We start from the raw sequence: 19,279 nt of genomic DNA, 5'->3' as shown, positions 1-19,279 counted from the left end.
CGGGGGGCCCCGCTTTGATTGGCTCAAACGCTGGGGGGGCCAGGCGGCCGGGCCGCCCCCCCCCCCCCAGTTTTTTGCTCCGTGTGCGGGGGGGGGCGCCGATGCGACTTGCCCCGCGATGTCATTCAACGCTTTCCTAGAAATCGGCCAGCGGCCAGACCTCATAGGCAGGTGTTTCATACGGGTGGCTCTGCTTGAGCGCAGCGACCACCTGGGCGATCAGCGCATCAGCCACCACCAGCTCCACCTTCCACTCCTCGACCACCTCGACCTGACCGGTCTGCCCGAGGTACGGCTGGCTGCCGTGCAACGGGCGGAACTGGCCCTGGCCGAGGGTCTGCCAGGCGCAGTGGTCATAGTCGCCAATGCGCCCGCCTCCAGCGGCGAACACGGCGGCCTTGACCACTTCGACATGGCTGTCGGGGACGAAGAAGGCGAGCTTGTACACGCCTTAGTTCACCCACACCCGCGCGTTGCGGAACATGCGCATCAGGGCTGCGTCTTCCTGCCACTCATCCGGGCGCCAGGAGTTCTGCACGGCGCGGAACATACGCTCCGGGTGCGGCATCATGATGGTCACTCGGCCGTCGCGGCTGGTCAGGCCGGTGATCCCGCGCGGCGAGCCGTTCGGGTTGGCCGGGTAGGCTTCGGTGACCTTGCCGTGGTTGTCGACGTAGCGCAGGGCCACGCAACCGGACAGGTCGGCTTCCAGCAGTGCCTCTTCGCTGGCGAATTCGGCATGGCCTTCACCGTGGGCGATGGCGATCGGCATGCGCGAACCAGCCATGCCCTGCAGGAAGATCGAGTTGGACTTCTGCACCTCGACCATGGCCACACGGGCTTCGAACTGCTCCGAGCGGTTGCGCACGAAGTGCGGCCAGTACTCGGTGCCCGGGATCAGCTCGTGCAGGTTGGACATCATCTGGCAACCGTTGCACACGCCCAGGGCGAAGCTGTCGGTACGCTCGAAGAAGGCCTGGAAGGCATCGCGGGCACGGGCGTTGAACAGCGCCGACTTGGCCCAACCCTCACCGGCACCGAGCACGTCGCCGTAGGAGAAGCCGCCGCAGGCCACCAGGCCCTTGAACGCTTCGAAATCGACACGACCAGACAGGATGTCGCTCATGTGCACGTCGACGGCGGCGAAGCCGGCGCGGTCGAAGGCCGCGGCCATCTCGACCTGGCCGTTGACGCCCTGCTCGCGCAGGATCGCCACTTGCGGGCGCACGCCTTTCTTGATGTACGGGGCGGCGATGTCTTCGTTGACGTCATAGCCGAGCTTGACCGAGAGGCCTGGGTTGTCTTCCTCGAGCAGCGCGTCGAACTCCTGGTCGGCGCAGTCGGCGTTGTCGCGCAGGCGCTGGACCTGGTAGCTGGTCTCGGCCCACTGGCGCTGCAGCAGGCGACGGTCGCCCTTGAACAGCTCTTCGCCTTCGAACTTGATCAGTACTTCACCGTTGTTGATCGGCTGGCCGATCACCGCGACGCAATCCTCGCCCAGGCCTGCGGCGCTGAACTGCGCCAGCACATCCGGCGTGGCGTCCTGACGGACCTGGATCACCGCGCCCAGTTCTTCGTTGAAGAGGATGGCCGCGACTTTCTCGCGCTTGCTGGTCAGGGTGCCCAGCTCCACATCCAGGCCGCAGTGGCCGGCGAAGGCCATCTCCAGCACGGTGGTCAGCAGGCCACCGTCGGAACGGTCGTGGTAGGCCAGCAGGTGGCCGTCTTCGTTGAGGCCCTGGATCACCGCGAAGAACGCCTTGAGGTCCTCGGCGTCGTCGACGTCCGGCGCCTGGGCAGCCAGCTTGCCGTGGGTCTGCGCCAGGATCGAGGCGCCCATGCGGTTCTTGCCGCGGCCCAGGTCGATCAGGATCAGGTCGGTCTCGCCCTTGTCCATGCGCAGCTGCGGGGTCAGGGTCTTGCGGATATCGGTGACCGGGGCGAAGCCGGTGATGATCAGCGACATCGGCGAGGTAACGCTCTTCTGCTCGCCGGCTTCGCTCCACTGGGTCTTCATCGACATCGAGTCTTTACCGACCGGGATGGTGATGCCCAGTTCCGGGCACAGCTCCATGCCGACGGCCTTGACGGTGTCGTACAGGCGGGCGTCTTCGCCCGGGTGGCCGGCGGCGGACATCCAGTTGGCCGACAGTTTGATGTCGGACAGCTTCTCGATGCGCGAGGCAGCCAGGTTGGTCAGGGTTTCGCCGATTGCCATGCGCCCGGACGCCGGGGCGTCGAGCAGGGCCAGCGGGGTACGCTCGCCCATGGCCATGGCTTCGCCGGTGTAGACGTCGAAGCTGGTGGCGGTGACGGCGCAGTCGGCCACCGGTACCTGCCACGGGCCGACCATCTGGTCGCGGGCCACGAGGCCGGTGATGGTGCGGTCGCCGATGGTGATCAGGAAGCTCTTGCTGGCCACGGCCGGGTGACGCAGCACGCGCTCGACCGAGTCGGTCAGGTCCAGCGTGCTCGGATCGAACTCATCGCCCAGCTCCGCTTCGCGAGTGACCGAACGGTGCATGCGCGGCGGCTTGCCCAGCAGCACGTCCAGCGGCATGTCCACCGGGGTGTTGTCGAAGTGGCTGTCGGTAACGGTCAGGTGTTGCTCTTCGGTGGCCTCGCCGACCACTGCGAACGGGCAACGCTCGCGCTCGCAGATGGCCTGGAAGCGCTCGAAGTCCTCGGCGCTGACCGCCAGCACGTAGCGCTCCTGCGATTCGTTGGACCAGATTTCGTGCGGGGCCATGCCCGGCTCGTCGTTGGGCACGTTGCGCAGCTCGAAGCGACCACCACGGCCACCGTCGTTGACCAGCTCGGGGAAGGCGTTGGAAATGCCGCCGGCGCCGACGTCGTGGATAAAGGCGATGGGGTTCTTGTCACCCAGCTGCCAGCAGCGGTCGATGACCTCCTGGCAACGACGCTCCATTTCCGGGTTCTCGCGCTGCACCGAGGCGAAGTCCAGGTCGGCGGAGCTGGCGCCGGTGGCAACCGACGAAGCGGCGCCGCCACCCAGGCCGATCAGCATGGCCGGGCCGCCAAGCACGATCAGCTTGGCGCCGACGGTGATCTCGCCCTTCTGCACGTGGTCTTCACGGATGTTGCCCATGCCGCCGGCCAGCATGATCGGCTTGTGGTAGCCACGGACTTCCTCGCCGTGCGGGGTGTTGATGCCCTGCTCGAAGGTACGGAAGTAGCCGGTCAGGGCCGGGCGACCGAATTCGTTGTTGAACGCGGCGCCGCCCAGCGGGCCTTCGATCATGATGTCGAGGGCGTCGACGATGCGCTCGGGCTTGCCGTACGGCTTTTCCCAAGGCTGCTCGAAACCGGGGATGCGCAGGTTGGAGACGGTGAAACCGGTCAGGCCGGCCTTGGGCTTGGCACCACGGCCGGTGGCGCCTTCGTCGCGGATTTCGCCGCCGGAGCCGGTGGAGGCGCCGGAGAACGGGGCGATGGCGGTCGGGTGGTTGTGCGTCTCGACCTTCATCAGGATGTGCACCGGCTCCTGCACCGCGCCGTACTGGCGGGTCTCAGGGTTCGGGAAGAAGCGCCCGGCCACCGAACCGACGATCACCGAGGCGTTGTCCTTGTAGGCCGACAGCACGCCTTCGTTGTGCATCTGGTAGGTGTTCTTGATCATGCCAAACAGGCTCTTCTCTTGCGCCTGGCCGTCGATGTCCCAGCTGGCGTTGAAGATCTTGTGGCGGCAGTGCTCGGAGTTGGCCTGGGCGAACATCATCAGTTCGATGTCGTTCGGGTTGCGCGCAAGGTTCTGGAAGGCGGCGACCAGGTAGTCGATCTCGTCTTCGGCCAGGGCCAGGCCCAGGTCGATGTTGGCCTGGGCCAGGGCGGCGCGGCCACCGGCCAGGATGTCGACCGAGGTCATCGGCTTGGGCTGGGCGTGGCTGAACAGGTCGGCGGCGTCTTCCAGCTTGCCCAGCACGCGCTGGGTCATGCGGTCGTGCAGCTCGGCGGCGATGGCCTGGGCGTCGGCGTCATTGATGTTGCCGGCGACGTAGTAGGCGATGCCGCGCTCCAGGCGCTGGATCGACTGCAGGCCGCAGTTGTGGGCGATGTCGCTGGCCTTGGATGCCCAGGGCGAGATGGTGCCCAGGCGCGGCACGACCAGGAACAGGCGGCCGCTCGGCTCCTGTACCGGCACGCTCGGGCCGTACTTGAGCAGACGGCCCAGCACCTGCTGCTGGTCGGCGGTCAGCTCGCCGTCGACGTCGGCGAAGTGGGCGAATTCGGCATACAAACCAGTAACAGCGGGGACTTTCTGGCTCAGTTGCTCGAGTAATTTACCGTGGCGAAAGGCAGAAAGGGCAGGAGCGCCGCGCAGGATCAACATCGTCGGGACAGCCTCAGGAAGGGGTGTGCTTAGAGGCCGTGCATTCTAGCCTAATTCGCAGGCTTTCGGCACCCGCTCTAAGCCAATGCTGCCGGGCGGTGGAACCGGACTTGCGGGTCAAAAAAATCGCGGGTATTTCATCGTGGGAGCGGGCTTGCCCCGCGATGACACCTACCGGCAAAGAGACTGCCTGAGCGGGCGAATCGCGGGGCAAGCCCGCTCCCACGACCTGCTCCGCCCTGTCGCAGGCACAGTGACGTGCTAGCAGACCTGCCAACCATTGTCGAGATATGGCGCCGGCAGTCCTTTGCGTATACTGCACCCTATGTTCGCCCACACTGCTTTGCGCCAGCGTTGCGCCAAATGGCTCTTCGCAACCGGACTCTTCCTGATGCTCGGTGCCTGCGTTGAAAAACCCAGCACCCTCGAGCGCGTCAAGGAGGATGGCGTATTGCGCGTGATTACCCGCAACAGCCCGGCGACCTACTTCCAGGACCGCAACGGCGAAACCGGTTTCGAGTACGAACTGGTCAAGCGCTTCGCCGATGACCTGGGGGTGAAGCTCGAGATCGAGACCGCCGACAACCTTGACCAATTGTTCGACCAACTGGGCAAGCCCTCCGGCCCGGTACTGGCCGCCGCCGGCCTGGTCAGCAGCGAGCGCCGCGCCAGCCAGGCGAAGTTCTCCCACCCGTATCTCGAGGTGACCCCGCAGGTCATCTACCGCAACGGCCGCTCGCGCCCCACCAATGCCAAGGGCCTGGCGGGCAAAAAGATCATGGTGCTCAAGGGCAGCAGCCACGCCGACCAGCTGGCCGAGCTGAAAAAGCAGAATCCGGGGCTGGAATACGAAGAATCCGACGCCGTCGAAGTGGTCGACCTGCTGCGCATGGTCGACGAAGGCCAGATCGACCTGACCCTGGTCGACTCCAACGAACTGGCCATGAACCAGGTCTACTTCCCCAACGTGCGCGTGGCCTTCGACCTGGGCGACACCCGTGACCAGCGCTGGGCGGTGGCCGCCGGCGAAGACAACAGCCTGCTCAACGAGATCAACGAGTTTCTCGACAAGTCGCAGAAGAACGGCACGCTTCAACGCCTGAAGGACCGTTACTACGGCCATGTCGATGTGCTGGGCTACGTCGGTGCCTACACCTTCGCCCAGCACCTGCAGCAACGCCTGCCCAAGTACGAGAAACACTTCAAGACCAGCTCCAAGGTCGAACAGGTGGACTGGCGACTGCTGGCCGCGATCGGCTACCAGGAATCGATGTGGCAGCCGGAAGTCACCTCCAAGACCGGTGTGCGCGGCCTGATGATGCTGACCCAGCGCACCGCCCAGGCCATGGGCGTGTCCAACCGCCTGGACCCCCGGCAGAGCATCCAGGGCGGCGCCAAGTACTTCATGCTGGTCAAGGACCAGCTCGACGACAGCATCAAGGAGCCGGACCGCACCTGGTTCGCCCTGGCGGCCTACAACGTTGGCAGCGGCCACCTCGAAGACGCCCGCACCCTGGCCAGGCGCGAAGGCCTGAACCCGAACAAGTGGCTGGACGTGAAGAAGATGCTGCCGCGCCTGTCGCAGAAGCAGTGGTACAGCAAGACCAAGTACGGTTATGCCCGGGGCGGCGAGCCGGTGCATTTCGTCGCCAACATCCGTCGTTACTACGACATCCTCACCTGGGTCACGCAGCCGCAGCTCGAAGGCCAGGTGGCCGAGGGCAACCTGCATGTGCCGGCGGTGAACAAGGACAAGCCAGCGGAGCAAGCGGCGCCGATGTGAGTCTTCAAGGCCACTTCACCGGCAAGCCAGCTCCCCCAATCGCCCTTCTAAAGCCGAGCGCCATCCTGTGGGAGCTGGCTTGCCAGCGATGAGGCCGGCGCGGGTTAGCCCTTGGCCCGCCGAGCCTTGAAAAACTCGCTGAGGATCGCGCCGCATTCCTCGGCCAGCACTCCCCCCTCGTACATCACCCGATGGTTGAGAAAACCCTGGGTGAAGAACTGCCCCTTGCTCTGCACGATCCCTGCCTTGGGCTCCAGCGCGCCGTAGACCACCCGCGCCACCCGCGAATGGACGATCAGCCCCGCGCACATGCTGCACGGTTCCAGTGTCACGTACAGGGTGCTGCCCGGCAGGCGGTAGTTGCTGGCGGACTTGGCCGCAGCGCGGATCGCCACCATCTCGGCATGGGCGCTGGGGTCGCTGTCGAGGATCGGCCGGTTGAAGCCCTGGCCGAGCACCTGGCCGTGCTGCACCAGCACCGCGCCCACCGGCACCTCGCCCAGGGCCGCGCCCTGGGCCGCCAGTTCCAGGGCCAGGCGCATGAATTCCTGATCGCGGCTGCGATCGATGATCTGCGGGCGCATCAAACCACCGCGATCGCGGCCATCAGGCCGGTTTCCATGTGGTCGATGACATGGCAATGGAACATCCAGGTGCCTGGGTTATCCGCCACCAGCGCCACCTGCGCCCGCTCGTTCTTGCCCAGCAGGTAGGTATCGGTGAACCACGGCTCGACGATCTTGCGCCGATTGGAGGCGATCACCTTGAAACTCATGCCGTGCAGGTGGATCGGGTGCTGGTACTGGGTCATGTTCTTCAGCTCGAGGATATAGCTCTTGCCCTTCTGCAGCGTGGCGATCGGCCGGTCGGCACAGGTCTTGTCGGTGATGTCCCAGGCCTGGCCGTTGATCTGCCACAGACTCGGCGGCTTGCCGTTCTCGGTATTCACCGAAACCTTGCCGACCCATTCGAAATTGAAGTTGAGCTTCTCGGCATTCTCCAGGTCCGGCTCGGCAACCGGGTTCGGCGGCAGCGCCTTGGGCCAGTCGCCGGGAGTATCGCTGCTGGCCACCGAGCGCAAGGTGCCCAGGCGCACGAAGCCGTCTCGTAAAGAGACTTCCTCGCCCGCCTCGGGGATGCGGATCGCCAGGCAGATGCGCATGCCCGGCCCAAGCCAGTACTCGTCGTCCAGGGGACGCGGGGTGATCGGGTTGCCATCAAGGGCGTAGATCATCGCCTCGCAGTTGCCTTTGAGGTTCAGGCGGTAGGTCCAGGTGTTGTCCAGGTTCAGCAAGCGCACCCGCACCACCTGCCCCGCCGGCAGCTCGGTGATCGACTCGGCCTGGCCATTGATGGTGATCAGCCGCCCGGCCGTGCCGTTGCGCGCCGCCTCGCGGGGGATGCTGAACGGCAGCCAGGCGCCCTGCTCGTCCACGTGCCAGTTCTTCAGGCTCAGCGTGCGTTCGTGCTTGAAACCGGTCGGCTCGCGCTCTTCGACGATCAGCGGGCCAACCAGCCCGCGCCCCAGTTCCTCGGAGCTGCTCACGTGGGGGTGGTACCAGTAGCTGCCGGCATCCGGTACACGGAACTTGTAGTCGAAATATTCGCCGGGCTTGACCGGCAACTGCGACACGTACGGCACGCCGTCCATCTCCAGCGGCAGGCGGATACCATGCCAGTGGATGGTGGTTTCCACCGGCAAGTGGTTGATGAAGCGCACCCGCAGCCACGTACCCTGGCGCACCCGCAGCTCGGTCCCCGGCGCCGACGGGCCGAAGGCCCAGGCCTCGGTCTTGAACCCCGGCACCAGCTCGACGTCCAGCGGTGCGGCGATCAGCTCGTAGTCGTGCCCAGCGTTGTCGTCCTCGACCTTGCCCAGCCAGTAACGCGCCGCGCCACCGGCGCCCAGGCCTACCACCACAAGGCCGGTCAGGCCCTTGAGCATTTGTCGACGGGTAAAGGACATCGGTGCGGGTACCTCGTTTCTGCGCGATCAAGCTGCCAGCAGGGCTGGCGATGAAGGGCGAATACGATACACCTGCATTTGCGAAATATTAAGTGAAGTCTTGTCGCAGGGCTGTTCGTTGCCGAAGCGATGGGGCGGTACACCTGCAGGAGTCGCTGGCCTGCTTCGCGAGCAAGCCCTACACGCCTTCCCGCTTACCAGCGCGAGACCTGAGCCTCCCCCCAGATACGACAAGGGCGCCTTGCGGCGCCCTTGTGGCTCAACTCATTCCCACTCGATAGTGGCCGGCGGCTTGCTCGACACGTCGTAGGTGACGCGGGAGATGCCGTCGATTTCGTTGATGATACGGCCGCTGACGGTTTCCAGCAGTTCGTACGGCAGGTGCGCCCAGCGCGCGGTCATGAAGTCCACGGTCTCGACGGCACGCAGGGCCACGACCCAGGCGTAGCGACGGCCGTCGCCGACGACGCCGACCGACTTGACCGGCTGGAACACCACGAACGCCTGGCTGGTCTTGTGGTACCAGTCGGCCTTGCGCAGTTCTTCGATGAAGATGTGGTCGGCGCGACGCAGGATGTCGGCGTATTCCTTCTTCACTTCACCGAGGATGCGCACGCCCAGGCCCGGGCCCGGGAACGGGTGGCGGTAGACCATGTCGTACGGCAGGCCCAGCTCCAGGCCGATCTTGCGCACTTCGTCCTTGAACAGCTCACGCAGGGGCTCGACCAGCTTGAGGTTCATTTCCTCCGGCAGGCCGCCGACGTTGTGGTGCGACTTGATCACGTGGGCCTTGCCGCTCTTGGCGCCGGCCGACTCGATCACGTCGGGGTAGATGGTGCCCTGGGCGAGGAACTGGATGTTCTCCAGCTTGCTGGCCTCGGCATCGAACACGTCGATGAAGGTGCGGCCGATGATCTTGCGCTTCTTCTCCGGGTCGGCTTCGCCTTCCAGATTGTCGAGGAACTGCTTCTCGGCATCGGCGCGGATCACCTTGACGCCCATGTTCTCCTTGAACATGGCCATCACCTGGTCGCCTTCGTGCAGGCGCAGCAGGCCGTTGTCGACGAACACGCAGGTCAGCTGGTCGCCGATGGCGCGATGCAGCAGCGCGGCAACAACCGAGCTGTCGACGCCGCCGGACAGGCCCAGCAGGACGTTGGCCGAACCGACCTGTGCACGGACCTGGGCGATGGCGTCCTCGACGATGTTCGAGGCAGTCCACAGCGCTTCACAGCCGCAGATGTCCTGGACGAAGCGCGACAGGATGCGACCGCCTTGCTTGGTGTGGGTCACTTCCGGGTGGAACTGCACGCCGTAGTAGCCCAGGGCATCGTCGTACATGCCGGCGATCGGGCAGCTCGGAGTGCTGGCCAGCACGCTGAAGTTGCCTGGCATCTGGGTGACCTTGTCGCCGTGGCTCATCCACACGTCCAGGCCCAGCACGCCGTCATCGTCGACATGGTCTTCGATGCCGTCGAGCAGGCGGCTCTTACCGACCACGTCGACGCGGGCGTAACCGAACTCGCGCAGGTCGGAACCTTCGACCTTGCCGCCCATCTGCTCGGCCATGGTCTGCATGCCGTAACAGATGCCCAGCACGGGTACTTTCAGGTCGAACACGGCCTGCGGCGCGCGTGGGCTGTTGGCTTCGTGGACCGACTCGGGGCCACCGGCCAGGATGATGCCGCGCGGGTTGAATTCGCGGATCGCTTCATCGTCCATGTCGAACGGGTGCAGCTCGCAATACACACCGATCTCGCGCACGCGGCGGGCGATCAGCTGGGTGTACTGGGAACCGAAATCGAGGATCAGGATGCGGTGAGCGTGAATGTCGAGGGCCATGACTCAATCTCGTCAGTGGAAATCGGAAACGACGCGGGGCTGTGTATGACAGCCCCGTTCGGTAATTGCTGGAAGCCTTAGCCTACGCGGTAGTTAGGGGCTTCCTTGGTGATCTGCACGTCATGCACGTGGGACTCGGCCATGCCGGCACCGGTGATGCGCACGAACTCCGGCTTGGTACGCATCTCTTCGATGGTCGCGCTGCCGGTGTAGCCCATGGACGAACGCAGGCCGCCCATCAGCTGGTGGATGATCGCGGCCAGGGCGCCCTTGTACGGCACGCGGCCTTCGATACCTTCCGGCACCAGCTTCTCGGCGCCGGCCGAGGAGTCCTGGAAGTAACGGTCGGACGAGCCTTGCGCCTGTGCCATGGCACCCAGCGAGCCCATGCCGCGGTAGGCCTTGTAGGAACGGCCCTGGAACAGTTCGACTTCGCCCGGCGCTTCTTCGGTACCGGCGAACATCGAGCCCATCATCACGCAGGACGCACCGGCGACGATGGCCTTGGACAGGTCACCCGAGAAACGGATGCCGCCGTCGGCGATCAGTGGCACGCCAGTGCCTTCCAGTGCGGCGGCGACGTTGGCGATGGCGCTGATCTGCGGCACGCCGACACCGGCGACGATACGGGTGGTGCAGATCGAACCTGGGCCGATACCGACCTTGACCGCGTCGGCGCCGGCTTCTGCCAGGGCCTTGGCGGCGGCGCCGGTGGCGATGTTGCCGCCGATCACCTGCACTTGCGGGTAGGTTTCTTTCACCCAACGCACGCGGTCGATCACGCCTTTGGAGTGACCGTGGGCGGTGTCGACCACCACCACGTCAACGCCGGCGGCTACCAGGGCGGCAACGCGCTCGCCGGTGTCCTTGCCGGTGCCGACCGCGGCGCCGACGCGCAGGCGACCCTGGTCGTCCTTGCTGGCCAGCGGGTAGGCCTTGGCCTTCTCGATGTCCTTGACGGTCATCATGCCCTTGAGGGCGAACTTGTCGTCGACGATCAGGACTTTTTCCAGGCGGTGCTTGTGCAGCAGCTCGCGGACTTCGTTCTTGTCGGCGCCTTCGCGGACGGTGACCAGACGCTCTTTGGGGGTCATCACGTCGCGGACCTTGGCGTCCAGACGGGTTTCGAAGCGCACGTCGCGGGAGGTGACGATGCCGACCAGGTCACCGTTTTCCAGCACCGGAACACCGGAGATGTTGTTCAGGCGGGTCAGGTCGAACAGGTCGCGCACGGTGGCGTCGGCGTCGATGGTGATCGGGTCCTTGACCACGCCAGCCTCGAACTTCTTGACCTTGCGTACTTCGCCGGCCTGCTGCTCGATGGTCATGTTCTTGTGGATGATGCCGATGCCGCCTTCCTGGGCCATGGCGATGGCCAGGCGCGCTTCGGTCACGGTATCCATGGCGGCGGAGACCAGGGGAATGTTCAGCTCGATGCCACGAGTCAAACGGGTCTTGAGACTGACTTCATTGGGCAGTACCTCGGAGTAGCCAGGTACAAGGAGGATATCGTCGAAGGTCAGGGCTTCTTGGCTGATACGCAGCATCGCGGGGGCTCCCGGGAGGGAAAAATGGAAGCGCGCCATTATACCCATCCATGGCGCGCCGCTCAATGCAAAATAAGGGCCTTCGGTCAGCCTTGCGGCAGTTTTACCTGCACCACCGCCACCGGCTGGTCCAGCCAGTCGGCGAAGCTGTCGAGGAAGGCCTGGGTAAACCCGGCCTCGCCCCAGTTGTTGAAGATGAACCCCAGGTTGGAAAAGGCACACGGCTGCAAATAGAGAAAGCCATTGATGTCGTCTTCGAAGCCGCACAACGGGCAGGTGAAGTTATCGCTCACCCCCGGCATCCACTCCTCCAGGCTCTCGAACAGCGGCTCGCCGACCTCGCGCCGGCACTCCGGGCAACCGGCTTCTTCGAGAAAACCGTCGGTGGGGGTGTAGATGCAGCGCTTGAGCATCACTTCCAGGCCGTTGACCTGCTCGCCGAACGGCAACCTCTCGGGATGCAGGGCCACCTTGCGCGCCCCCTCCGCCAGGGCATGGCCCATGCGGTTGCCGGTGCGCCCACAGGTGCTCAACTGTTCCTCGACGATTTTTTCGCGCACCAGCCAACGCAGGATGGCGCGGGCGCGCGCCTCATGGACGGGCACGGTGGACAGTTTGGGGACGATGATGCTCTGGGTATTCATGCGTGAGGCGGGCCTGGGGACTGCGGTAATGGCGCAATTCTAGCGCCTGCTCAGGCGCTCAGGTAGCGACCGATCAACGCCAGGCCGCTGGCCAGGACCAACCAGGTGACCAGGCGGATGAAGGCCTCGCGGGACAGTTTCAAGGTCAGTCGCCGCCCCAGCCAGGTGCCGACGAACATCACCGGCAGCAGGCAGGCGGCGAGCAGCAGCAAGCTGCTATCGGCATACACCCCGGCGATCAGGAACAGCGACAGGCGCACCACCGTGCTGCAACTGATCAGGGCGACCTGGGTCGCACGCACCTGTTCCTTGGCCTCCAGGCGGGCGCTGAGGTAGATCGCGTAGAGGAATCCACCACTGCCGAACAAGGCGCCGAACAATCCGCCCACCGTGCCCATGGGCACCGCCCAGGCGCCCGACAGGCTAGCCGGGCGCACCTTGACCGCCAGGCCATAGACCGCATAGGCGGTCACGAAGATGCCCATCAGCAACAGCAGCAGATCGGACTTGAGCCGTAGCAGGAACACCACGCCCAGGGTGCAACCCACGGCCATGAACGGCAGCAGGCGCAGCAACTCGCCGCGCACCACATCGCGCCGCGAAGGCAGCAGGTTGCCGAAGGCGGCGACGAAGTCCAGCAGCACCAGCAGCGGGATGATCCGTGACAACGGCATGAAATGGATCAGCACGGGGCCGGCGACCAGCGCGGTGCCAAAACCGGCGATGCCGAAGACGATGTAGGCCACCCCCACTCCCAGCAGGATGGGCAGCCAGTCGGACGTGGAAAACGACAATTGAGCGAGCATCGCGGCAGTTCCTAGGAAGTCCACTGAAGATTAGCCAGCCACAAGCCATGCCGACTAATATGTCTTTTCGCCGCAAGATATCTCGAAAAGGCATGACATGACCTCTATCCGCCAACTGCGCTACTTCGTCGAAATCGCCGAGGTCGGCAGCTTCAGCGCCGCCGCCGAGCGGTTGTACATTGCCCAGTCGGCCCTCAGCCGGCAGATCAAGGAGCTTGAGCTTCAGCTGGGCACCGCCCTGTTCGAACGCACTGCGCGCCTGCCACGCCTGACCGTGGCCGGTCAGGCCTTTCTCGAGCGCGCCCGCCATCTGCTGGCCGACCTGGACAAGGCCGAGCGCCTGGCCCGGGAAATCGGCCAGGGCCTGCGCGGCAGCCTGCGGCTGAACCACTCCAGCACCGTGCCGCTGACCGGCCAGCTGCTGCAGCGCCTCGGCGGCTACCTCAAGGACAACCCCGGCGTTTCCCTGGAGATCGCTCAGCAATCGTCGGAGGCGCAACTGGAGGACATCGCCGAAGGCCGCCTGGAGATCGGCCTGTTGCGCCTGCCGGTGCTACGCCAGCATGAGGGCGTTGAGCTGCATGCGTTGTTCGATGAGCCCCTGCTGCTGGCTGTGGCGGCGAACCACCCACTGGCCGCGGCAGCCAGTGTTCGGTTGGGGCACCTGCGCGAGGAGCGCTTCATTTCCATACCCCACCGCCAGCGCGGCGGGCTGAGCTACCTGTCGGCGTCGTTATGCATGAACGAAGGGTTCTTTCCCCGGGCGGCGCAGGTGGTGTCGCGCAAGACCACCCAGCTGCAACTGATCCAGGCCGGGTTCGGTGTGGCGTTGCTGCCCCTGAGCATGCGCGAGATCGCCCCGCCCTCTGTCACCTTCGTGCCGCTGGCCGAGGCTTGCCAGAGCACCGTGGCCCTGGCCTGCCGACGCGACGCAGCAGCGCTGTCGAGAAAGCTGCTGGACAGCCTGCGCTCGCCACAGGGCGATCAGGGCATGTAGCGCTCCACCAGCGCAAAGACGATCGCCGCGGTCTCGGCATCCAGCACACCGTCATAGTTGCCTGGCCTGAAATGCAGCTGGAACGCCCTGAGCAACGCGCGCACCTGGGCCGGATCGGGGCGGGTCGGGAAGCTGTAACCGTAGGTACGCAGCTTGTCGAGGACGACCTTGAGCTGCGGCAGGCAACCCGCGAACCGCTGCTCGTAGTGCGCCTTGCGCGCCTCGTCATACCAGGCGCCGATACCGGCCTGGTGCAGGGCCTGCCAGGGAAAAGCGGCGCCCGGGTCGCTCTTGCGGCCAATGGCGATGTCGCTATGGCCGACCACCTGGGTCGGCGTGATCTCCGGATAGCGCTGCAGGATCGCCTGGCCCAGCTGGATCAAGGCTTCTACCTGCTGGGGGTGATAGGACGGGAACATGAACTGGCCGTTGCTCACCGACGCCTGGTTGACGATCTCGATGCCGATCGACGTATCGTTCAGGTTGCTGCGTCCTGCCCAGCCGCTGACACCCGCATGCCAGGCGCGCTCGTTCTCGTCAACGAGGTTGAAAGTGCGCATCGCGTCAAAACTTGCACTCGCGAAGCTCGGATCGGACGGGTCGGGCACCAGGTAGTGGGCGCTGACCTGGGTGCCGTTGACCAGCGCATTGATCGAGCCGTTGAAATTGATGGCTGTGTAATGCAGCACCAGGAATCGCACCCGTCGGTTGAAAGCCTTGGATCGGTAAGTGTGGGCGTCTATGGGATACATGGCGAATCTCCTCATGGAATCAAGCGCCCAGACTGCATCGCCGGGTGTCGGGGCCGGCAGCCGGAAATACTCCCAATGTTGGGCGTACCAGCAGCCGGCACAGTGCATCCGCGCGACGGCTCCTTTATGATGCCGCCATGATCAGAGACCCTTTCGAACGACTCGGCCTGGACCGCGAGGTCCTCACCGTCAGCCAGCTCAACGGCCGCGCCCGCGTGCTGCTCGAGGACGTGTTCCGCAGCGTCTGGGTGGAAGGCGAGATTTCCAACCTCGCCCGCCCGGCCTCCGGCCATATGTACTTCACCCTCAAGGACAGCGGCGCGCAGATCCGCTGCGCGCTGTTCCGGCAGAACGCCGCCCGGGTGCGCCAGGCCCTGCGCGATGGCCTGGCGGTAAGGGTGCGCGGCAAGGTCTCGCTGTTCGAAGGGCGTGGCGACTACCAGCTGATCCTCGATACGGTCGAGCCGGCCGGCGACGGTGCCCTGCGCCTGGCGTTCGAGGCGCTGAAGGAAAAACTCGGCGCCGAGGGGCTGTTCAGCACCGAACGCAAGAAGCCGCTGCCGGCGCACCCGCAACGCATCGGCATCATCACCTCGCCCACCGGCGCGGTGATCCGAGACATCATCAGCGTGTTCGGCCGCCGTGCGCCGCATGTCGAGTTGAACCTGATCCCCACCGCGGTGCAGGGCCGCGAGGCGATCAACCAGATCGTCCGCGCCCTGCAGATGGCCGATCGGCAAGGCTTCGACGCGCTGATCCTGGCCCGTGGCGGCGGCTCGCTGGAAGACCTCTGGTGCTTCAACGAAGAGGCCGTGGCCCGCGCCGTGGCCGCCTGCGTCACGCCCATCGTCAGCGCCGTGGGCCATGAGACCGACGTGTCGATCAGCGACTTCGTCGCCGATGTACGCGCACCCACGCCGTCGGCCGCCGCCGAGCTGCTCGCCCCCGACAGCAGCGGCCTGCAGCAGCGCCTCGACAGCCTGCAACGGCGCCTGCTGCTGCGCATGCAGAACCGCCTGGCCCACGACCGCCTGCGCCTCGACGGGCTGGCCCGACGCCTGCGCCACCCCGGCGAACGCCTGCGCCAGCAGGCCCAGCGCCTGGACGACCTGGACATGCGCCTGCGTCGCGCCTTCATGCTCGACATGAACCAGCGCCAGCAACGCCTCGGCCGCCTCGACACGCGCCTGGCCGCGCAACATCCGGGACGCAGCCTGAAACTGCTCAAACAGCGCCTGGACAGCCTCGCCGAGCGCCTGCCGCGGGCCATGCGCGAGGTGCTCAAGGACCGCCGCCAGCGCTTCCAGGCACAACTACAGACCCTGCAGGTGGTCAGCCCGCTGGCCACCCTCGCCCGCGGCTACAGCATCCTCCTGGATGAGCGCGGCCAGGCCATCCGCAGCGCCGCGCAAACCCACAACGGCCAACGCCTGACTGCCCGCCTCAACGAAGGCGAGCTCAAGGTGCGGGTCGAGGACAACCACCAGACCCCGGTCACCCTCTCGCTACTGGACTGACACATGCCACGCCTGTTCGCGCCCCTGCTTGCCCTCGCCTTGCTGCTGCCGGTCACGGCCGCCCACGCCAGCTACATCACCCGCGCTCTCAACAAGCCCGTGCCCGGCGGCGTGGCGGTGGTCGACCTGGGGCCCGCCGCCAGCGCCCCGACGGCGCGCTTCGACGGCAAACCGGTACTGGTGGTCAGGGAGCAGGACAACTGGCTGGCCATCGTCGGCATCCCGCTGACGCAAAAGCCCGGCAGCGCCGTGCTGACCCAGGGTGGGCGCAGCATTCCTTTCAGTGTCGGCAGCAAGAAGTACCCCGAGCAGCACATCACCTTGAAGAACAAGCGCCAGGTCAACCCTGAACCGCAGGACCTCAAGCGCATCGACCGCGAACTGGCCGAGCAGATCAAGGCCTACCGCAGCTTCAGCCCTGTGCTGCCAAGCAACCTGGTCCTCGACAAGCCGGTCAACGGGCCGCTGTCGAGCAAGTTCGGCGTGCGCCGCTTCTTCAATGGCGAGGAACGCAACCCCCATGCCGGGCTGGACTTCGCCGTGCCCGCCGGCACGCCGATCAAGACCCCGGCCAATGGCAAGGTGATCCTGGTGGGCGACTACTTCTTCAATGGCCGCACGGTGTTCGTCGACCATGGGCAAGGCTTCATCAGCATGTTCTGCCACATGTCGAAGATCGACGTGAAGCCGGGCCAGGCGCTGCGCCGTGGCGAGGTGGTGGGCCGCGTAGGTTCGACTGGCCGGGCCACCGGGCCGCACATGCACTGGAACGTAAGCCTCAACGATGCGCGGGTGGATCCGGCGATCTTCATCGGCGCGTTCCAGCCCTGAAATCGCAATCGCGGGGCCAGCCCGCTCCCACGCAGCCGGCGTTGGCATTGTAGGAGCGGGCTGGCCCCGCGATTTGCGCAATGAAAAAACATAACGCAATAAAATCTCAACAAGGCCTGATTAACGGACATAAAAAATCCCAATCATCGTTTTTTTAAGCATTTCTCTCAATTTTCCCGCAATGCTTGCCATCCCCCAACCCACTGGTTAGGGTTGAGCATATGAACATCTTCAGCACCCTCCTCCAACAACACCGCAGCCTCTGCCTGGTCAGCGCCCGACTACCAGGGTGAATCGCGTCGCCTCGCCTTTTCATCTCGTACACGTTCGGCAGGCCCGATCACGGCCGCACATAAAAGGATTGCTTCCATGACCATGCTCAAAGACCCATCGAAGAAGTACCGCGCCTTCCCGACCATCGACCTGCCTGACCGTACCTGGCCGTCGAAGGCCATCACCCAGGCGCCGATCTGGTGCAGTTCCGACCTGCGTGATGGCAACCAGTCGCTGATCGAGCCGATGGATGCCGAGAAGAAGCTGCGTTTCTGGAAGACCTTGGTGCAAGTAGGCGTGAAGGAAATCGAGGCGTCGTTCCCGTCCGCATCGCAGACCGACTTCGACTTCGTGCGTACCCTGATCGAAGACGGCCATATCCCGGACGACACCACCATCCAGGTGCTCACCCAGGCCCGTGAAGACCTGATCGCCCGTACCTTCGAATCCCTGCGCGGCGCCAAGAAGGCCATCGTTCACCTGTACAACGCCACCTGCCCGTCGTTCCGCCGCATCGTCTTCAACCAGGACAAGCAGGGCGTCAAGGACATCGCGGTCAATGCCGCCAAGCTGTTCGTCAAGTACGCGGCGCAGCAGCCGCAAACCCAGTGGACCTTCCAGTACTCGCCCGAAACCTTCAGCGCCACCGAGCTGGAGTTCGCCAAAGAGGTGTGCGACGCGGTGATCGAGGTGTGGAACCCGACCCCCGAGCACAAGATCATCCTCAACCTGCCGGCCACCGTCGAAGTCGCCACGCCGAACGTCTACGCCGACCAGATCGAGTGGTTCTGCCGTAACGTCAACCGCCGCGACAGCGTGATCATCAGCCTGCACACCCACAACGACCGTGGCACCGGCATCGCCGCCACCGAGCTGGGCCTGATGGCTGGCGCCGACCGTGCCGAAGGCTGCCTGTTCGGCAACGGCGAGCGCACCGGCAACGTCGACCTGGTGACCCTGGCACTGAACCTCTACACCCAGGGCATCGACCCGCAGCTGGACTTCTCCGACATCGATGGCGTGCGCAAGGTCGTCGAGGAGTGCAACCAGTTGCCGGTGCACCCACGTCACCCGTACGTTGGCGACCTGGTCCACACCGCCTTCTCCGGCTCGCACCAGGACGCCATCCGCAAGGGCTTCGCCAAGCAGCAGGACGGCGAGCTGTGGGAAGTGCCGTACCTGCCGATCGACCCGGCCGACATCGGCCGCAGCTACGAGGCGGTGATCCGTGTCAACAGCCAGTCGGGCAAGGGCGGCATCACCTACCTGCTCGAGCAGGAATATGGCATCAGCCTGCCGCGCCGCATGCAGATCGAGTTCAGCCAGGTGGTACAGGGCGAGACCGACCGTCTCGGCCTGGAAATGACCGCCGAGCAGATCTACAAGCTGCTGCAGAAGGAATACCTCCAGGCCAACGCCCCGTATGCCCTGGTCAGCCACCGCCTGCAGGAAGAGAACGGCAGCAGCCACGTGCAAGTGGAAGTCTCCGGTGAAGGCGAAACCACCCTGCACTGGCACGGCAAGGGCAACGGCGCCCTCGAAGCGCTGGTGGCCGGCCTGCCGATCGCCGTGGAGATCATGGACTACAACGAACACGCCATCGGTGCCGGCACCAATGCCAAGGCCGCGGCCTACATCGAGCTGCGCGTGGCCGGCGGGCGTCCGGTGCACGGCGTGGGCATCGACGAGAACATCACCACCGCCAGCTTCAAGGCGCTGTTCAGCGCACTGAACCGCTCGCTGAGCCAGCAGCAGGCCAAAGCGGCGTAAGTCGCAATGTGATGATCAAGGCCCGCATCTTGGATGCGGGCTTTTTTTGTCTGTACCGGCCTCATCGCGGATGAATCCGCTCCTACAGGGACCGTGTAGGAGCGGATTCATCCGCGATGAGGCCGGTGCAAACAACCCAAAACCCACAGGCGAAAAAAAGGGGCGCCGACCAAGCGCCCCACAAGCCGTGTAGCACACAA

General features: G+C 65.1%; 14 protein-coding genes. 5 read left to right on the top strand and 9 right to left on the bottom strand.

Going from position 1 to position 19,279, the window contains the following annotated elements; genetic code table 11:
• Positions 1 to 136: 136 nt before the first annotated feature.
• Both ACVWY1_RS09780 and purL read right to left on the bottom strand, forming a co-directional pair.
• Entirely contained in the window at positions 137 to 448 is a 312-nt protein-coding gene (locus ACVWY1_RS09780; protein WP_023632229.1) for an NIF3 1, read from the bottom strand.
• Between the two features lie 3 nt (positions 449 to 451).
• Entirely contained in the window at positions 452 to 4,351 is a 3,900-nt protein-coding gene (purL, locus tag ACVWY1_RS09775; protein WP_198754445.1) for a phosphoribosylformylglycinamidine synthase, read from the bottom strand.
• Positions 4,352 to 4,676: 325 nt separating this feature from the next.
• Between purL and mltF the strand changes: the two genes are divergently transcribed.
• Positions 4,677 to 6,134, top strand: coding sequence for a membrane-bound lytic murein transglycosylase MltF (gene mltF, locus ACVWY1_RS09770; RefSeq protein ID WP_457378194.1), 1,458 nt, complete (start codon positions 4,677 to 4,679; stop codon positions 6,132 to 6,134).
• Between the two features lie 104 nt (positions 6,135 to 6,238).
• On the opposite strand, the gene tadA is transcribed toward mltF, so the two are convergent.
• The 6 genes from tadA to ACVWY1_RS09740 form a co-directional block, all read right to left on the bottom strand.
• Positions 6,239 to 6,718, bottom strand: coding sequence for a tRNA adenosine(34) deaminase TadA (tadA, locus tag ACVWY1_RS09765; protein ID WP_457378193.1), 480 nt, complete (start codon positions 6,716 to 6,718; stop codon positions 6,239 to 6,241).
• Positions 6,718 to 8,100 (bottom strand): multicopper oxidase family protein, encoded by a 1,383-nt coding sequence (locus ACVWY1_RS09760; RefSeq protein ID WP_457378192.1) that lies wholly within the window; start codon positions 8,098 to 8,100, stop codon positions 6,718 to 6,720. The genes tadA and ACVWY1_RS09760 overlap by 1 nt, the downstream gene beginning before the upstream one ends.
• Before the next feature lie 264 nt (positions 8,101 to 8,364).
• Positions 8,365 to 9,942, bottom strand: coding sequence for a glutamine-hydrolyzing GMP synthase (gene guaA, locus ACVWY1_RS09755; RefSeq protein ID WP_011535447.1), 1,578 nt, complete (start codon positions 9,940 to 9,942; stop codon positions 8,365 to 8,367).
• Between the two features lie 77 nt (positions 9,943 to 10,019).
• Positions 10,020 to 11,489 carry an IMP dehydrogenase gene (gene guaB / locus ACVWY1_RS09750; protein ID WP_023628475.1) on the bottom strand — a complete coding sequence of 490 codons (1,470 nt, stop codon included), beginning with the start codon at positions 11,487 to 11,489 and terminating at the stop codon, positions 10,020 to 10,022.
• A gap of 86 nt (positions 11,490 to 11,575) precedes the next feature.
• On the bottom strand, positions 11,576 to 12,133 hold the full coding sequence (locus ACVWY1_RS09745) for a sugar ABC transporter ATPase (RefSeq protein ID WP_102682938.1): 558 nt from the start codon (positions 12,131 to 12,133) through the stop codon (positions 11,576 to 11,578).
• Between the two features lie 50 nt (positions 12,134 to 12,183).
• On the bottom strand, positions 12,184 to 12,939 hold the full coding sequence (locus ACVWY1_RS09740) for a sulfite exporter TauE/SafE family protein (protein WP_139669097.1): 756 nt from the start codon (positions 12,937 to 12,939) through the stop codon (positions 12,184 to 12,186).
• A 97-nt stretch (positions 12,940 to 13,036) separates the two neighbouring features.
• Here ACVWY1_RS09740 and ACVWY1_RS09735 point away from each other — a divergent pair, with 97 nt between their 5' ends.
• Positions 13,037 to 13,936 carry a LysR family transcriptional regulator gene (locus ACVWY1_RS09735; protein ID WP_457378191.1) on the top strand — a complete coding sequence of 300 codons (900 nt, stop codon included), beginning with the start codon at positions 13,037 to 13,039 and terminating at the stop codon, positions 13,934 to 13,936.
• Here the strand turns inward: ACVWY1_RS09735 and ACVWY1_RS09730 are convergent.
• The gene (locus tag ACVWY1_RS09730; RefSeq protein WP_457378190.1) at positions 13,924 to 14,688 is read right to left on the bottom strand and encodes an N-acetylmuramoyl-L-alanine amidase; all 765 of its coding nucleotides are present in this window, start codon (positions 14,686 to 14,688) and stop codon (positions 13,924 to 13,926) included. The genes ACVWY1_RS09735 and ACVWY1_RS09730 overlap by 13 nt on opposite strands.
• A gap of 137 nt (positions 14,689 to 14,825) precedes the next feature.
• On the opposite strand from ACVWY1_RS09730, the gene xseA reads away from it, so the two are divergent.
• From xseA to leuA, 3 genes are all read left to right on the top strand, one after another.
• Positions 14,826 to 16,205, top strand: a complete 1,380-nt coding sequence (gene xseA, locus ACVWY1_RS09725) for an exodeoxyribonuclease VII large subunit (RefSeq protein ID WP_457378189.1) — start codon at positions 14,826 to 14,828, stop codon at positions 16,203 to 16,205.
• A 3-nt stretch (positions 16,206 to 16,208) separates the two neighbouring features.
• Positions 16,209 to 17,036: a peptidoglycan DD-metalloendopeptidase family protein gene (locus ACVWY1_RS09720; RefSeq protein WP_457378188.1), complete on the top strand. Its 828-nt coding sequence runs from the start codon at positions 16,209 to 16,211 to the stop codon at positions 17,034 to 17,036.
• Positions 17,037 to 17,405: 369 nt separating this feature from the next.
• Complete coding sequence (gene leuA / locus ACVWY1_RS09715) at positions 17,406 to 19,079, top strand: 2-isopropylmalate synthase (RefSeq protein WP_102682942.1); 1,674 nt, start codon at positions 17,406 to 17,408, stop codon at positions 19,077 to 19,079.
• The last annotated feature ends 200 nt before the right edge of the window (positions 19,080 to 19,279 follow it).

Source organism: Pseudomonas sp. TE6288 (assembly GCF_054062095.1).
The sequence above is the reverse complement of the archived record's forward strand: the minus strand, read 5'-3'. Positions and strand labels throughout refer to the sequence as shown.

Excerpts from the sequence above, each read along its gene's own strand:
- purL (WP_198754445.1), bottom strand. The coding sequence starts at position 4,351 with ATGTTGATCCTGCGCGGCGCTCCTGCCCTTTCTGCCTTTCGCCACGGT.
- mltF (WP_457378194.1), top strand. The coding sequence starts at position 4,677 with ATGTTCGCCCACACTGCTTTGCGCCAGCGTTGCGCCAAATGGCTCTTC.
- tadA (WP_457378193.1), bottom strand. The coding sequence starts at position 6,718 with ATGCGCCCGCAGATCATCGATCGCAGCCGCGATCAGGAATTCATGCGC.
- ACVWY1_RS09760 (WP_457378192.1), bottom strand. The coding sequence starts at position 8,100 with ATGTCCTTTACCCGTCGACAAATGCTCAAGGGCCTGACCGGCCTTGTG.
- guaA (WP_011535447.1), bottom strand. The coding sequence starts at position 9,942 with ATGGCCCTCGACATTCACGCTCACCGCATCCTGATCCTCGATTTCGGT.
- guaB (WP_023628475.1), bottom strand. The coding sequence starts at position 11,489 with ATGCTGCGTATCAGCCAAGAAGCCCTGACCTTCGACGATATCCTCCTT.
- ACVWY1_RS09745 (WP_102682938.1), bottom strand. The coding sequence starts at position 12,133 with ATGAATACCCAGAGCATCATCGTCCCCAAACTGTCCACCGTGCCCGTC.
- ACVWY1_RS09740 (WP_139669097.1), bottom strand. The coding sequence starts at position 12,939 with ATGCTCGCTCAATTGTCGTTTTCCACGTCCGACTGGCTGCCCATCCTG.
- ACVWY1_RS09735 (WP_457378191.1), top strand. The coding sequence starts at position 13,037 with ATGACCTCTATCCGCCAACTGCGCTACTTCGTCGAAATCGCCGAGGTC.
- ACVWY1_RS09730 (WP_457378190.1), bottom strand. The coding sequence starts at position 14,688 with ATGTATCCCATAGACGCCCACACTTACCGATCCAAGGCTTTCAACCGA.
- xseA (WP_457378189.1), top strand. The coding sequence starts at position 14,826 with ATGATCAGAGACCCTTTCGAACGACTCGGCCTGGACCGCGAGGTCCTC.
- ACVWY1_RS09720 (WP_457378188.1), top strand. The coding sequence starts at position 16,209 with ATGCCACGCCTGTTCGCGCCCCTGCTTGCCCTCGCCTTGCTGCTGCCG.
- leuA (WP_102682942.1), top strand. The coding sequence starts at position 17,406 with ATGACCATGCTCAAAGACCCATCGAAGAAGTACCGCGCCTTCCCGACC.